The sequence below is a fragment of the Fertoeibacter niger genome, assembly GCF_009380135.2.
Lineage (GTDB): Bacteria > Pseudomonadota > Alphaproteobacteria > Rhodobacterales > Rhodobacteraceae > Fertoeibacter > Fertoeibacter niger.
In genome coordinates this window covers 155,981-169,897 of record NZ_WHUT02000003.1, presented here as the reverse complement: position 1 = coordinate 169,897, position 13,917 = coordinate 155,981, and the positions used below count along the sequence as shown (strand labels likewise).

13 protein-coding genes are annotated in these 13,917 nt (G+C 66.3%); 7 read left to right on the top strand and 6 right to left on the bottom strand.

Going from position 1 to position 13,917, the window contains the following annotated elements:
* Window positions 1–51: 51 nt before the first annotated feature.
* Window positions 52–639 carry an imidazoleglycerol-phosphate dehydratase HisB gene (gene hisB / locus GEU84_RS06410; RefSeq protein WP_152824791.1) on the bottom strand — a complete coding sequence of 196 codons (588 nt, stop codon included), beginning with the start codon at window positions 637–639 and terminating at the stop codon, window positions 52–54.
* A 190-nt stretch (window positions 640–829) separates the two neighbouring features.
* On the opposite strand from hisB, the gene GEU84_RS06405 reads away from it, so the two are divergent.
* The 4 genes from GEU84_RS06405 to GEU84_RS06390 are packed head-to-tail and all read left to right on the top strand — an operon-like array spanning window position 830 to window position 4,314.
* On the top strand, window positions 830–1,723 hold the full coding sequence (locus GEU84_RS06405) for a metal ABC transporter substrate-binding protein (protein ID WP_152824793.1): 894 nt from the start codon (window positions 830–832) through the stop codon (window positions 1,721–1,723).
* Window positions 1,720–2,646, top strand: a complete 927-nt coding sequence (locus tag GEU84_RS06400) for a manganese/iron ABC transporter ATP-binding protein (protein WP_152824795.1) — start codon at window positions 1,720–1,722, stop codon at window positions 2,644–2,646. Before GEU84_RS06405 ends, GEU84_RS06400 begins: the two co-directional genes overlap by 4 nt.
* A complete protein-coding gene (locus GEU84_RS06395; protein WP_152824798.1) occupies window positions 2,630–3,478 on the top strand; it encodes a metal ABC transporter permease in 849 nt (282 codons plus the stop codon). The genes GEU84_RS06400 and GEU84_RS06395 overlap by 17 nt, the downstream gene beginning before the upstream one ends.
* Window positions 3,475–4,314: a metal ABC transporter permease gene (locus GEU84_RS06390; protein WP_338144765.1), complete on the top strand. Its 840-nt coding sequence runs from the start codon at window positions 3,475–3,477 to the stop codon at window positions 4,312–4,314. The genes GEU84_RS06395 and GEU84_RS06390 overlap by 4 nt, the downstream gene beginning before the upstream one ends.
* Window positions 4,315–4,338: 24 nt before the next feature.
* On the opposite strand, the gene GEU84_RS06385 is transcribed toward GEU84_RS06390, so the two are convergent.
* Window positions 4,339–5,949, bottom strand: coding sequence for a CRTAC1 family protein (locus tag GEU84_RS06385; protein ID WP_241427601.1), 1,611 nt, complete (start codon window positions 5,947–5,949; stop codon window positions 4,339–4,341).
* A 2-nt stretch (window positions 5,950–5,951) separates the two neighbouring features.
* Entirely contained in the window at window positions 5,952–7,262 is a 1,311-nt protein-coding gene (locus tag GEU84_RS06380; protein ID WP_152824803.1) for a vanadium-dependent haloperoxidase, read from the bottom strand.
* Between the two features lie 287 nt (window positions 7,263–7,549).
* Between GEU84_RS06380 and GEU84_RS06375 the strand changes: the two genes are divergently transcribed.
* Window positions 7,550–7,840: a hypothetical protein gene (locus GEU84_RS06375; RefSeq protein WP_152824805.1), complete on the top strand. Its 291-nt coding sequence runs from the start codon at window positions 7,550–7,552 to the stop codon at window positions 7,838–7,840.
* Here the strand turns inward: GEU84_RS06375 and GEU84_RS06370 are convergent.
* Complete coding sequence (locus GEU84_RS06370) at window positions 7,831–8,211, bottom strand: DoxX family protein (RefSeq protein WP_152824807.1); 381 nt, start codon at window positions 8,209–8,211, stop codon at window positions 7,831–7,833. The two genes, GEU84_RS06375 and GEU84_RS06370, sit on opposite strands and share 10 nt — an antisense overlap.
* A 47-nt stretch (window positions 8,212–8,258) precedes the next feature.
* A complete protein-coding gene (locus GEU84_RS06365; RefSeq protein ID WP_152824808.1) occupies window positions 8,259–8,723 on the bottom strand; it encodes an Lrp/AsnC family transcriptional regulator in 465 nt (154 codons plus the stop codon).
* A 104-nt stretch (window positions 8,724–8,827) separates the two neighbouring features.
* Between GEU84_RS06365 and putA the strand changes: the two genes are divergently transcribed.
* Window positions 8,828–12,271: a bifunctional proline dehydrogenase/L-glutamate gamma-semialdehyde dehydrogenase PutA gene (putA, locus tag GEU84_RS06360; RefSeq protein WP_152824810.1), complete on the top strand. Its 3,444-nt coding sequence runs from the start codon at window positions 8,828–8,830 to the stop codon at window positions 12,269–12,271.
* 94 nt (window positions 12,272–12,365) lie between these two features.
* Window positions 12,366–13,112, top strand: a complete 747-nt coding sequence (locus GEU84_RS06355) for a rhomboid family intramembrane serine protease (protein ID WP_152824812.1) — start codon at window positions 12,366–12,368, stop codon at window positions 13,110–13,112.
* 7 nt (window positions 13,113–13,119) lie between these two features.
* On the opposite strand, the gene GEU84_RS06350 is transcribed toward GEU84_RS06355, so the two are convergent.
* On the bottom strand, window positions 13,120–13,908 hold the full coding sequence (locus GEU84_RS06350; RefSeq protein WP_152824814.1) for an inositol monophosphatase family protein: 789 nt from the start codon (window positions 13,906–13,908) through the stop codon (window positions 13,120–13,122).
* Between the last annotated feature and the right edge of the window lie 9 nt (window positions 13,909–13,917).

The window sequence follows — 13,917 nt, the reverse complement described above, 5'->3', positions numbered from 1 at the left end:
ATTTTTGAAAATCCTTGCAAATTTTTTCCTCGAAAAAATTTGGCGCGCGCATCACAGCACGCCTTTGGTCGAGGGGATGGCATCGGCCTTGCGCGGGTCATGCTCCACCGCCGCGCGCAGGGCACGGGCCACCGCCTTGAAGGCCGCCTCGGCAATATGGTGGCTGTTGATGCCATGGATCATGTCCACATGCAGCGTGATGCCGCCATGGGTGGCCAGCGCCTGAAAGAATTCGCGCACCAGTTCGGTGTCGAACGTGCCGATCTTCTGCGTGGGGAAGGCCACGTTCCACACCAGATAGGCCCGCCCCGACAGATCCAGCGCGCAGCGCACCTGCGCGTCATCCATCGCCAGGTGGCACTCGCCATAGCGCCGGATGCCGCGCTTGTCGCCCAGCGCCCGGGCCAGCGCCTGCCCCAGCGCGATGCCGCAATCCTCGACCGTGTGGTGGTCGTCGATATGCAGATCGCCCGTCGCGCGCAGGGTAATGTCGATCAGCGAATGGCGGGCCAGCTGATCCAGCATGTGATCGAAAAAGCCGACGCCGGTTTTCACCTCGTAAAACCCGTTTCCGTCAAGATCGACGGACAGGCTGATGGTGGTTTCGGCGGTGGTGCGGGTGATCTCTGCGCTGCGCATGGCGGGCTCCGCTGGTCGGGGATGCGGGCCTTATAGGCGGGGCAGGGCGCGTTGGGAAGGGCCGCGGCCCCGGGCGATGGCGGTGGGATCACGGAAATTTCTTATTTTGCGATTAATTCGCAATTGCATCTGCGTAGCGCCGTGCTATCTCTTCCTGCGAATGGTTCGCAAAGTGGAGACCTGGATGCCGATGCTGCAACGACGCAACCTTCTGGCCGGTCTGGCCCTGGGGCTGGCCTTTGGTGCCGCCCCCGCGCTGGCGCAGGACAAATTCCGCGCCGTCACCACCTTTACCGTCATCGCCGACATTGCGCAGAACGTGGCAGGCGATTTGGCGGTGGTGGAATCCATCACCAAGCCGGGGGCCGAGATACACAATTACCAGCCCACGCCCCGCGACATCATCAAGGCGCAGGATGCCGATCTGGTGCTGTGGAACGGGCTGAACCTGGAACTGTGGTTCGAGCAGTTCTTCGGCAACCTCAGCGACATTCCCAGCGCCGTTGTGTCTGACGGGGTAGAGCCGATGGGCATTGCCGATGGCCCCTACACCGGCAAGCCAAACCCGCATGCCTGGATGAGCCCCTCGGCCGCGCTGATCTATGTGGACAACATCCGCGATGCCTTTGCCGAACATGACCCGGCGAATGCCGCTGCCTATGCGGCCAATGCCGAGGCTTACAAGGCCCAGATCACCGCAATCATCGAGCCGATCCAGGCGGCGCTGGCCACGGTGCCCGAGGAAAAACGCTGGCTTGTGACCAGCGAAGGCGCCTTCAGCTATCTGGCGCGGGATTTCGGGCTGAAAGAGCTTTACCTGTGGCCGATCAATGCCGACCAGCAGGGCACACCGCAGCAGGTGCGCCGGGTGATCGACGCGGTGCGTGACAACAACATTCCGGTGATCTTCAGCGAAAGCACGATTTCCCCCGATGCGGCGCAGCAGGTCGCGCGGGAAACCGGCATCCGCTATGGCGGGTTGCTGTATGTGGATTCGCTGACCGATGGCGATGGCGCCGTGCCGACCTATCTGGATATGCTGCGCGTGACTTCGGAAACCATTGCAAAGGGCCTGACGGAATGAATTCCACCCACCCGTTTGCGCCGCTGCCGGTCAATCCGGCTGCGGCACCCCAGCGGCCCGCCCCCGCGACGCAGGACGAAGGGGCGGGTGTTTCGGTGAAAAACCTGTGGGTCACATACCGCAACGGCACCACGGCGTTGCGCGATGCCAGTTTCGCCTCGCCCAAGGGCACGATCACCGCGCTGGTGGGGGTGAACGGCGGCGGCAAATCCACCCTGTTCAAGGCGATCATGGGCTTTGTTCCGGCCGCGCGGGGCGAGATTTCGGTGCTGGGCATGTCGGTGCCCGAGGCGTTGCGCCGCAATCTGGTGGCCTATGTGCCCCAGTCCGAAGATGTGGACTGGACGTTTCCGGTGCTGGTCGAGGATGTGGTGATGATGGGCCGCTATGGCCATATGGGGTTTTTCCGCATTCCCCGTGCCGCCGACCATGCCGCCGTGGCACAGGCGCTTGACCGGGTGGGCATGGCCGATTTTCGCAAGCGCCAGATCGGCGAGCTGTCCGGCGGGCAGAAAAAGCGGGTGTTTCTGGCCCGTGCGCTGGCGCAGAACGGGCAGGTCATACTGCTGGACGAACCCTTTACCGGCGTGGATGTGAAGACCGAAGATACCATCGTGGCCTTGCTGCGCGACCTGCGCGACGAGGGGCGGGTGATGCTGGTGGCCACACACAACCTTGGGTCCGTGCCGGAGTTTTGCGACCGCACGGTGCTGGTCAAGGGCACGGTGCTGGCCTATGGCCCCACCGCCGAGACGTTCACGCAGGCCAATCTGGAAAAAACCTTTGGCGGGGTGCTGCGGCATTTCGTGCTGGGCGACCACGAGGGGCAGCAGCGCCGCATCATCACCGATGACGAGCGCCCGCTGGTGTTTCACGGCGCGGCCCATGCGCCCCGGGGGCGTGACGATGACCCTGCTGCTTGAACCCTTTGGCTATGGCTACATGGTCAACGCCATGTGGGTGTCGGCGCTGGTGGGCGGGGTCTGCGCCTTCCTGTCGGCCTTTCTGATGCTGAAAGGCTGGTCGCTGATCGGCGACGCGCTGAGCCACTCCATCGTGCCCGGCGTTGCGGGGGCCTACATGCTGGGTCTGCCGTTTGCCTTGGGGGCGTTCTTTTCCGGCGGGCTGGCGGCGGTGGCCATGCTGTTCCTGAACCAGCGCACCAAGCTGAAGGAAGATGCGATCATCGGGCTGATCTTCTCCAGTTTCTTCGGGCTTGGGCTGTTCATGATTTCCGTCTCGCCCACCTCGATCAGCATCCAGACCATCATCCTTGGCAATATACTGGCGATCACGCCGGGCGATACGCTGCAACTGGCGATCATCGGCTTTGTGTCGCTGGCGGTGCTGCTGGCGAAATGGAAAGACCTGATGGTGACGTTCTTTGACGAAACGCATGCCCGTTCCATCGGCCTGCGCCCCGGCCTGCTGCGCATCGTGTTTTTCACGCTGCTGTCGGCTTGCACGGTGGCGGCCATGCAGACGGTGGGGGCTTTCCTTGTCATTGCCATGGTGGTCACGCCGGGGGCCACGGCCTATCTCTTGACCGACCGTTTCCCCAGCCTGCTGCGCATTGCGGTGGCCATCGGCACGCTGACCAGTTTCTTCGGCGCCTACATCAGCTTTTTCCTTGATGGCGCGACGGGGGGCATCATCGTGGTGTTGCAGACGCTGATCTTTCTGGCCGCGTTTGTCTTTGCGCCCAAGCATGGGCTGCTGGCCACCCGGCGCAAATCGGCGGAGGCGCTGCTGTGATGGAAACCCTGCTGCAACCCTTCCAGTTCGGCTTCATGCAGAATGCGCTGCTGATCTCGGTGCTGGTCGCGGTGCCCACCGCGCTGCTGAGCTGTTTTCTGGTGCTGAAAGGCTGGTCGCTGATGGGCGACGCCGTTTCGCATGCGGTGTTTCCGGGGGTGGTGCTGGCCTATATCCTTGGCCTGCCCTTTGCCGTGGGGGCCTTTGCCGCGGGCATGACCTGCGCGCTGCTGACCGGCTATATCAAGGACAACAGCCGGGTAAAGCAGGACACGGTGATGGGCGTGGTGTTTTCCGGCATGTTCGGGCTGGGTCTGGTGATGTATGTGAAGATCCAGACCGATGTGCATCTGGACCATATCCTTTTTGGCGACATGCTGGGCGTGGGGCTGGCCGACATCGTGCAGACGGCGGTGATCGCGGCGGTGGTCACGGGCATATTGCTGCTGAAATGGCGCGATTTCCTGCTGCATGCATTTGATCCGGCACAGGCGCGGGTGCTGGGGCTGCGGGTGGGCTGGCTGCATTACGGGTTGCTGACGCTGTTGTCGCTGGCCATCGTTGGGGCCTTGCAGGCGGTGGGCATCATCATCGCCATCGCCATGCTGATCGCGCCGGGGGCCATCGCGTTTCTGCTGACCCGCACGTTCAGCGCGATGATGGCGGTGGCCGTGGCCGTGGCGGCGGGTGCGTCGTTCGCCGGGGTTTACCTGAGCTTCTTCATCGACAGCGCGCCCGCGCCGACCATCGTTTTGTTGATGTCGCTGTGCTTTGTCGCGGCCTTTGTGCGCGCCTCGGTCAAGGCGCGGCGGATCGAGGCGCGGGCGGCGCGGTAACTGGGGCTTCCCCGCCTGTCCCCCTCAGGGCTGCCAGAGCCGCGCGGGTTGGCCGCGCTCCAGCACATAGAACGCATTGGCATCCACCGGCTGCCAGTCATCCGCCACACCGTCCGGCCAGATCACCCGCGCCTCGGCCCCCGTCGCCGCACCCAGCCCGAAATGCCACCACCCGGCCTGACCGCTGGCATGGCCGCCGCCTGATGTGATCTCGCGCCGCTGCACAGCGTCGCCTGACCGCAGTTCCAGCCAGCCACCGATCGCGTCGCGGTTCACGCCCGGCTGATCCAACCGCATCTGCACCCAGCCGCCCGCCCCGGGTGTGACGTTGCGCCAGATCTGGGCGGGTTCCCAGCGGTTGACGGCCACCAGATCAACCAGACCGTCAAGGTTGAAATCGGCCATCGCGCCGCCACGCCCCACCAGCATGCTGGCCACGCCTGCCACATCGCCGGTTTCCTGAAACGTGCCGTCGGCGCGCTGCACCAGCAGGTTGTTGGGGTCGCGCTGGGCGAAATCGGGCATCCGGGCCACGTTGCCCTTCACCACGTAAAGATCGGCCCGCGCATCGTTGTTCACATCGCCGAACTGCGCATGCCATGCGGTCGAGGGCACCACCTCGCCCCCGGTATAGGGCCGGTGCGCGGTGACGCCTTTGGGAAAGGCCACATCGGCATAGGCGGGCGCGCTGCCGTCGGGTGCCTTCAGCGTCTGCAACTTGTTGTCGGCCATGCTGGTCAGGAAATATTCGGGATAGCTGTCGGCGTTCAGGTCATAGGATGCGATGCCCATGCCCCAGATGCGCAGGTTCTGCCAGCCATCCTCGGCGGTGTAGCGCTGCGGTTCGGCACCGGGCATGATGCGCCACATCTGTTCCTGCCCGCCTTTGTAATACTCGCGGTCGTTCGACACGCGCAGGCTGGGCGTGCCGGAACGGTTCCAGTCGGTGAACAGCAGCGACAAGGCGCAGAAACTGGGCAGCAGCGGCAGGGGGGCGGCGAAACGCCCGCCCGTTGGACCCGGTCGGTGCAACCAGTTCGGCGTGCAGGAACCCCAGGGAAACGCCTCTTCCTGCCGGTCGATGTAATTGCCGATGGCCAGCGTGGGCCAACCTGCCCCGCCTTCCCAGGTCGCGGCAAAGGCGGCCGACCATGCATCGCCGCCGTCAAAGCCCCAATCCTTGTTGGCGCGGGCAAAGCGGCAGTCGCCAAGGCCCCGCATCACCACATTCTCGCCCACGCGCAGCAGCACCAGATCCATGATGCCGTCGCTGTCGATATCCAGCGGATAGGCCCCGGTCACGGCGTCAAGCTCCAGCCCCGCCACCTGGGGCACGAAGGCCAGCGGCCCGCCCGTGGTGCTGGCGTTGCGGTAGAAGGTGGCGGGCGCGCTGCCACCGGCGAACAGCAGGTCGGCAAAGCCGTCGGCGTTGCAATCGAATGTCGCCACCCCGCCGCCCACCATATATTCCCAGTCGCCCTCATAACGGCTGGTGATGCCCGAGGTGGCGCTGTCATCGGCAAAGGCCGGGATTGTCAAAGTATCACCCGCAAATGCGGGCAGGGGGGCCAGCAGCAGCGCGGCAATCAGGGGGGCCGGCAGCATGGCTGCACGCAGGGGGGAAAGCTGGCGCATGGTCATCTCCGCGTGGTCAGGGCAATGGTGTGGGCGCCGATGCAGCGGCCCTGCGCCAGCCCCTGCTCGATGGCGGCGCGAAAATGGATGCCGCCGTAAAGCCGCGAAATGCCCGCCTCCTCTGCCGCCGCGTGAAAGCTGGGGAACTGGCGCGGGGCAAGGCCATCGGGGGCCATGGTGTTGTCCTCAAAGGCAAAATCATCACCGAACAGCGCCGTCAGGATCACATCCGCCGCGCCCGATTGTGTGCTGTGCCCGCTGGGATATTCGGGAAAAGGCGGCGTGATCAGCAACGGCTCCCATGCCGGGTCGATCACCCGGCGGATATAGGTCACGGGGCGCAGCAGATCATACCGGAACTTGGCATCCCAGCAGCCGATGAAACTGTCGGCCAGCCCGACGCCCAGCAGGGCATGCACCTCGACCTGCCGGTCAAAGGGGGCATTGTCGCGTTCCAGCACCTGCCGGGCGATCGACACCCAATGGCCGGGCGGCGTGGTGGACAGCATCGGATCATCCGACCAGGACCGCGCGATGTGGATATGTTCAGGCGTCAGGTTGGCCTTGGCCTCGACCACCTCCATCGCCTCGCGGTAGAAATCTGACGCGGGGTCTTCGCTGTAGGCGGGGGGCGGGGGCAGCGGGCAGGTCTTGCCATCGGGCATGGCAAAGGTGCGGTTGTTGCCCCAGTCGGGCAGCAAGGGGGCCTGCTGCTGGCGCACGGTGGCATTGGTTGGCACCCAGCTTTCGGGGGCGGCACCGGGCGTATAGGTTTGCGGAAAGCCCATGTTTTCAATCACCGCGCCGCCATCATCCGCCGACCAAGCCAGCACATGTGCCGCCACCGCCTCGCCCTGCGCGATGGACCGGGCCACCACATCGGGGGCCACGCCTTCGGTCACGCGGTCGCGCAGGCGGGTGCCCATGGCGGCCATGGCGCGCTGCCCGGTGGGGCCGGTGTTGCCGAAATAGGCCTCGACCGCTTGGGTCAGCGCGGCATTCAGCACCACCGCCTCGTCATAGGCGGCCCCTTGTTGCCGTTCGGGCAGGGTGGTCAGCCCGTTCAACTGGCCCGCCAGCGACAAAAGGTCATCCGACCCGCCCGCCACCGCCTCATGCGCCGTCACCCCCAGATAGGCGAAGGACCGGCTGGCCACGGGCGGCGAATAGGTGGGTGTGTGGCGCACCAGTTCCAGGATCAGGCGATACCAGTCATGCAGCACCTTCTCGGGTGCCGCAGCCCGCGCCACGCCGGGCGACCAGACGCATAGCGCCAGCAAGAACGCGGCGCACAGGCGCGACAGCAATATCATGGCATTCCTCCCCCAGGCCTCTTGCGGGCCGCGCCGCAGATAACCATGCGGCGGCCCTCGGGGGCAAGAGAGTAGCAGGGCCAAGCAGGCTGCGGCAAAGCCCCTGTCGGCCCGGGCACCGGCACAACCCGGCCCCAGTCTTCGGCGGAAATCCCCGGCGCGGTTGGCAGGATGCCGCGCAGGACCGCCGCCCGCTTTTGCCGCATTCCGCCCGCCATGCTACCCCGAGGGTCGTGGCACAAGCGGCGCGGCACGGGGCGGCGGTGCCGCGAAAACGGGGGCAGGCGATGAAAGACACGGGCAGGGTGCCGGACGACGGCGCAGCACAACTGCATTTTCTGGATGAGGTGGCCGCAGCCTATCTGCTGGCGCAACTGCGCGGCATCCGCAGCGTCACGCTTCGCCTGCTGGGCGAAAACCCCCATGCACTGCCCGAAGTGACGGCCTTTCTGGAGGCCGAGGGCTTTGACGTGGTCTCGGCCCCGCTGGAGCGGATGATCCCGCCGCCCTCGCGCCGCTTTGTGTTCCGCTATCACGGGCAGGCCGCCACCGTCACCATCGCGCCCGATCAGGAGTGATCGCGCCCGCGGCCCGCACTGTGATCTGCCTTTGGGCCTTGTGACGCCAGCACCAGCAGGCCCCCCGCAATCGCCCAGTTCTTGATCACGATCGACATCTGCCATGGATCGTCGGGCAGCCAGTGAAACGCGCTTGTCACCATGCAATAGCCCGCCAGCGCCAGCGCCCAGAACCGCGGCGCAACCCCGGCGATCAACGCCACCGCCGCCAGCGCATTGAAGGCCGCTGCCGGCCAGACCAGCCAGCCGGGCAGGCCCGCACCCGCCAGCAACCCCTCGACAGCCCCGGGATCGGTCAGTTTCTGCACCGCCCCGGCGGCAAACAGGGCGGCGATCAGAACACGGCCCGTCAGGTTCAGCATCTTGTCCATTCGCACCTCTGGCACAGCAACGCGGCGGGGTGGGCCAAAGTTGCAGGCTACACCGGCCCTTCCTTGACCGATTCCATCGCTACATAGGTCGAGGTCGATGCCACATGCGGCAGCGCCGACAGTTTTTCGCCCAGCACGCGGCGGTAATCCTGAATGTCGGCGGTGCGCACCTTCAGCAGGTAATCGAACCGGCTGGCAATCATGTGGCATTGCTCCACCTCGGGGATTCCCAGAACCGCGCGGTTGAAGGCCTGCAAGGCCGCCTCGCGCGTGTCCGACAGCCGCACCTCGACAAAGGCCACATGCGCCAGACCCATGCGGATCGGGTTCAGAATGGCCGCATAGCCGGTGATCACGCCCGCCTCTTCCAGCCGTTTCATCCGTGCTTGCGTGGGCGATTTCGACAGGCCGATGCGGCGCGCAAGTTCGGTGGCGCTGATGCGCCCCTCGGTCGCCAGCACGCGCAGGATGGCGGTGTCGAATCCGTCCAGTTCCACCGTTTCGTTTTGCATCGCCGGACCTCGCATCTTCGGGCGTTTCGTCTGCCAATCGGTGATAATCAGGACAAACGGCTGCTCTTTCCCGTGTATCCTGCCCCAAACAGGAGAGTTCCGCCATGCCCCACACCGCCCCCGACGCCTGGACTGTGATCGACACGCAAAGCCTGGCCGACGAGGCGGCACTGGTGCAGGCGCTTATCGCCGATGCGGGGCTGGATGCGGGCCAGCGCGTGCGGATCACGGCGGCCGGTGCCGATCTGGTGCGCCGCATCCGCGCCTCGGTCAAGCCGGGGCTGATGGAGGTTTTCCTGGCCGAATACGGCCTTTCGACCGAAGAGGGCATCGCGCTGATGTGTCTGGCCGAAGCGCTGCTGCGCGTGCCCGACGCCGACACCATGGATGCGCTGATCGAGGACAAGATAGCGCCATCCGACTGGGGCCGGCATCTGGGCAAGTCGGCCTCGTCGCTGGTCAATGCCTCTACCTGGGCGCTGATGCTGACCGGCAAGGTGCTGGAGGACCGCGAGCCGGGCATCGTGGGCCATCTGCGCGCGGCGGTGAAACGGCTGGGCGAGCCGGTGATCCGCACCGCCGTGACGCGGGCGATGAAGGAAATGGGGCGGCAGTTCGTGCTGGGCGAAACCATCGACGCCGCCATGCGACGGGCGACCGAGCTGGAGGCCAAGGGCTACACCTACAGCTATGACATGCTGGGCGAGGCGGCCCGGACGGAAGCCGATGCGCGGCGGTATCACCTCAGCTATACACGCGCGATCACGGCGATTGCCGGGGCCTGCAAAAGCCGCGACATCCGCGAAAATCCCGGCATCTCGGTGAAACTGTCGGCGCTGCATCCGCGCTATGAAGTGGCAAAACGGGAACGGGTGATGGCCGAACTTGTGCCGCGCGTGCGGGCGCTGGCGGGGCTGGCCAAGGCGGCGGGGCTGGGCTTCAACATCGACGCCGAGGAGGCGGACCGACTGGCGCTATCGTTGCAGGTGATCGAGGCGGTGCTGTCGGACCCGTCCTTGGCGGGGTGGGACGGGTTCGGCGTGGTGGTGCAGGCCTACGGGCGGCGCGCGGGCGCGGTGATCGACTGGCTTCATGCGCTGGCGGTGCGGCTGGACCGCAAGATCATGATCCGGCTGGTGAAAGGCGCCTATTGGGACGCCGAGGTGAAACGCGCGCAGGTTCTGGGGCTGGCGTCTTTCCCTGTGTTCACCCGCAAACAGGCCACCGATGTGTCCTATATCGCCAATGCACGGAAACTGCTGGGGTTGACCGACCGCATCTATCCGCAATTTGCCACCCATAACGCGCATACGGTGGCGGCGGTGCTGGACATGGCCACCGACAAGTCGGCGTTTGAATTCCAGCGCCTGCACGGCATGGGCGAACGTCTGCATGACATCGTGCTGGCCGACCATGGCACGCGCTGCCGCATCTATGCCCCCGTAGGGGCGCACCGCGATCTGCTGGCCTATCTGGTGCGCAGGCTGCTGGAGAACGGGGCAAATTCCAGTTTCGTGAACCAGATCGTCGATGCGGATGTGGCCCCGGAAACCGTGGCCGCCTGCCCCTTTGCCGCGATGGAGCGGATGGTGCCGGTGCCCAGCCCGGCGATTGCCACCGGGCCGGGGCTGTTCGGTTCGCGCGTGAACTCCATGGGTTATGACCTGACGGATGCCGCCGATCTGGCGCGCATTGCGGCGGCGCGCGACTTGCACCAAAGCCGCCATTTTGCCGCAAAACCTGTGCTGGCCGTAGGCGCTGGGGCGGGCGAGGCGGTGGCTGTCTGCAACCCGGCGACGGGTGCCGTCATCGGCCATGTCCGTGCCGCGACGGATGCGGATGTGGAAACGGCCTTGGCCGCCGCCCGGCCCTGGGATGCGCCTGCGGTGGAACGTGCCGCAACCCTGCGCCGGGTGGCCGATCTGTATGAGGCCGAGGCCGGGCCGATCTTTGCCATCCTCGCGCGCGAGGCGGGCAAGACACTGGCCGATGCGGTGGGCGAGTTGCGCGAGGCGGTGGATTTCCTGCGCTATTACGCCGATCAGGGGCAGGGGCTGACCGCCGCCCCGCGCGGGGTCTTTGCCTGTATCAGTCCGTGGAACTTTCCGCTGGCGATTTTCACCGGGCAGATTGCCGCCGCGCTGGCCGCAGGCAACGCTGTGTTGGCCAAACCCGCGCCGCAGACGCCGCTGATCGCGGCGCTGGCGGTGGACCTGATGCTGCGCGCGGGGGTGCCTGCCACGGCGCTGCAACTGCTGCCCGGTGACGGGGCGGTGGGGGCGGCACTGACCCGCGATACGCGGCTGAATGGCGTGTGTTTTACCGGATCGACCGCCACGGCGCTGAAAATCCGCGCCTCCATGGCCGACCATCTGGACCCCACGGCCCCGCTGATCGCCGAAACCGGGGGGCTGAACGCCATGCTGGTGGATAGCACGGCCCTGCCCGAACAGGCGGTGCGCGACATTCTGGCGGCGGCCTTCCAGTCGGCGGGGCAGCGCTGCTCGGCGCTGCGCTGTCTTTATGTGCAAGAGGATGTAGCGGAAACGGTGCAGGAAATGCTGTTCGGCGCGATGGATGAACTGGCGCTGGGCGACCCGTGGGAACTGGCAACCGATATTGGCCCGGTCATAGACGCCACAGCGCAGGCGGATATTGCCGCCTATGTGGCGGCGGCGCGGGCCGAGGGGCGGGTGCTGAAAGAATTGACGGCCCCCGCCACCGGCCATTTCATCGCGCCCACGGTCATCCGCGTGCCGGGCATCGCCGCCATGCCGCGCGAGGTTTTCGGGCCGGTGCTGCATATCGCCCGGTTCCGCGCGTCAGAGATCGACGCCGTGATCGCGGCGGTAAATGCCACCGGCTATGGCCTGACCTTTGGGCTGCACACCCGCATCGATGACCGGGTGCAGCATGTGGTGGACAGCCTTCATGTCGGCAACATCTATGTGAATCGCAACCAGATCGGCGCGGTGGTGGGCAGCCAGCCCTTTGGCGGCGAGGGGCTGTCGGGCACCGGGCCAAAGGCGGGCGGTCCGGATTATCTGGCGCGGTTCTGCGCGGCCCCCGCCCCGCTGGCCCGGCCCGACGGGCTTGTGACCGATGAAGAGGCCGCAGCGGCTGCGCTGCGGCTGCTACGGCCCCGGCCCGAGGCGCTGCACAGCCGCAACCTGCCCGGGCCCACAGGCGAGTCGAACCGCCTGTCGGCGTTTCAACGTGCGCCGCTGCTGTGCCTTGGCCCCACGGCGGCAACCGCGCGGGCGCAGGCCGGGGCGGTGCGCGCGCTGGGCGGTCTTGCGGTCGAGGCCCCCGGCCTTGCGCCCGACGCCCTGGCACGGCTGAGCGGGCATTCCGGGGCGCTGTATTGGGGGGCGGCCGAGGATGCGCGCCCCTTTGCCCAGGCGCTAGCGCGGCGCCAAGGCCCGATCCTGCCGCTGATCGGCGGCATGCCCGACGCCGCCCATGTCGCGCTGGAGCGGCATGTCTGCATCGACACCACCGCGTCGGGCGGCAACGCGCAACTGCTGGCAGAGGTGGGGGCCGCTTAGCCACCCCAACATCGACAAGCGCGGGGCGCCGCCCCGCGGGTCAGCGGCCATCACGGCCCTTGACGCGCGAACGCGGATCGGAAAGCGTGGCCGCATGTTTCCGATCCGCGATCACAACCCGTCGGGGCGCAGGCCCTATGTCACCTGGGCGCTGCTTGCGGCGAACATCGGTGTGTTTCTGGCCTATTGGCTGACCATCCCCGACGACATGGCGTTGGGCCTGTTCTTCTTCCAGTGGGGGCTGGTGCCGGGCGAGGTAAGCCAGGGCTATGGCTTGCACGGCTTTTTCACCTCGATGTTCCTGCATGGCGGCTGGATGCACCTCATCGGGAACATGCTGTTTCTCTACATCTTCGGCGACAATCTGGAAGACGAGATGGGGCATGTGGGCTTTGCGCTGTTCTATCTTGCCAGCGGCGTGGCGGCGGGGCTGTTTCAGGTGGTGTCCGAACCGGGGGCCTATGTGCCGATGGTGGGCGCGTCGGGGGCGATTGCCGGGGTGATGGGCGGCTATCTGCTGCTGTTTCCCAAGGCACGCGTCGATGTGCTGATCATCTTCGTGATCTTTTTCCGCATCTTCCCGATTCCGGCCTGGATCGTGCTGGGGCTGTGGTTCGCCCTGCAACTGCTCAGCGGTTTTGCGACGCCATCGGCCGAGGCCAGCGTGGCCTATTGGGCGCATATCGGCGGCTTTGTGGCCGGAGTGGCCTTCACGTTGCCGGTCTGGCTGCGGCGTGGCGGATTTGCCTTCTGGAACCGCACCCATGGCGTGCCGCCGCACCCGGAGGCCAGCTATCCCGTTGCGCGCAGCCGGGTGCCCGTGGTGCCGCGCCGCAAGTAAGGCGCCGTCACTCGCCCCGGATCACCTTGCGGAAGGGTTCGAACAGGTTCTGGTTGCCGCAGATCACCGCGCCCTTTTCCAGCGGGTCATCGCCCTCGCGGATGCCCGACACCATGCCGCCCGCCTCGCGCACCAGCAGGATGCCTGCCGCCATGTCCCAGGGCTGGATGCCGCGCTCCCAATAGCCGTCATACCGGCCCGCCGCCACATAGGCGAGATCAAGCGACGCAGCCCCCCAGCGCCGCACCCCGGCACAGACCGGCATCAGCCGCGCCAGATCCTGCAATGTGGCGGGCAGAGTGCCCTTGCCGCCAAACGGCACGCCGGTGGCAAAGATCGATTCGATCATCTGCCGCCGCCCCGACACGCGCAGGCGGCTTTCGTTCATCCAGGTGCCGGCACCCTTTTCGGCCCAATACATCTCGTCCTTGGCGGCATCGAACACCACGGCCGACACGATCTCGCCCTTGTGCTCCAGCGCGATGGAAACGGCCCAGTGCGGCAGGCCGTGCAGGAAATTCGTCGTGCCGTCCAGCGGATCGACGATCCAGCGGCGGGTGGGGTCTGCCCCCGCCGTTTCGCCGGTTTCTTCGCCCAGCCAGCCATAGGTGGGGCGCGCGCCCATCAGGTCTTCCTTGATGATGCGTTCGGCCTCGCGGTCGGCCTTGGTCACGAAATCCCCGGGGCCCTTGGAGGACACCTGAAGGTTTTCCACCTCGCGGAAGTCTTTCACCAATGCGCGGCCCGCCTTGCGCGCGGCCTTGATCATCAGGTTGAGGTTCGCGCTGCCTTGCATCGGTGACTC

Excerpts from the sequence above, each read along its gene's own strand:
- GEU84_RS06405 (WP_152824793.1), top strand. The coding sequence starts at position 830 with ATGCTGCAACGACGCAACCTTCTGGCCGGTCTGGCCCTGGGGCTGGCC.
- putA (WP_152824810.1), top strand. The coding sequence starts at position 8,828 with ATGCCCCACACCGCCCCCGACGCCTGGACTGTGATCGACACGCAAAGC.
- GEU84_RS06385 (WP_241427601.1), bottom strand. The coding sequence starts at position 5,949 with ATGCGCCAGCTTTCCCCCCTGCGTGCAGCCATGCTGCCGGCCCCCCTG.
- hisB (WP_152824791.1), bottom strand. The coding sequence starts at position 639 with ATGCGCAGCGCAGAGATCACCCGCACCACCGCCGAAACCACCATCAGC.
- GEU84_RS06375 (WP_152824805.1), top strand. The coding sequence starts at position 7,550 with ATGAAAGACACGGGCAGGGTGCCGGACGACGGCGCAGCACAACTGCAT.
- GEU84_RS06355 (WP_152824812.1), top strand. The coding sequence starts at position 12,366 with ATGTTTCCGATCCGCGATCACAACCCGTCGGGGCGCAGGCCCTATGTC.
- GEU84_RS06400 (WP_152824795.1), top strand. The coding sequence starts at position 1,720 with ATGAATTCCACCCACCCGTTTGCGCCGCTGCCGGTCAATCCGGCTGCG.
- GEU84_RS06370 (WP_152824807.1), bottom strand. The coding sequence starts at position 8,211 with ATGGACAAGATGCTGAACCTGACGGGCCGTGTTCTGATCGCCGCCCTG.
- GEU84_RS06395 (WP_152824798.1), top strand. The coding sequence starts at position 2,630 with ATGACCCTGCTGCTTGAACCCTTTGGCTATGGCTACATGGTCAACGCC.
- GEU84_RS06365 (WP_152824808.1), bottom strand. The coding sequence starts at position 8,723 with ATGCAAAACGAAACGGTGGAACTGGACGGATTCGACACCGCCATCCTG.
- GEU84_RS06380 (WP_152824803.1), bottom strand. The coding sequence starts at position 7,262 with ATGATATTGCTGTCGCGCCTGTGCGCCGCGTTCTTGCTGGCGCTATGC.
- GEU84_RS06350 (WP_152824814.1), bottom strand. The coding sequence starts at position 13,908 with ATGCAAGGCAGCGCGAACCTCAACCTGATGATCAAGGCCGCGCGCAAG.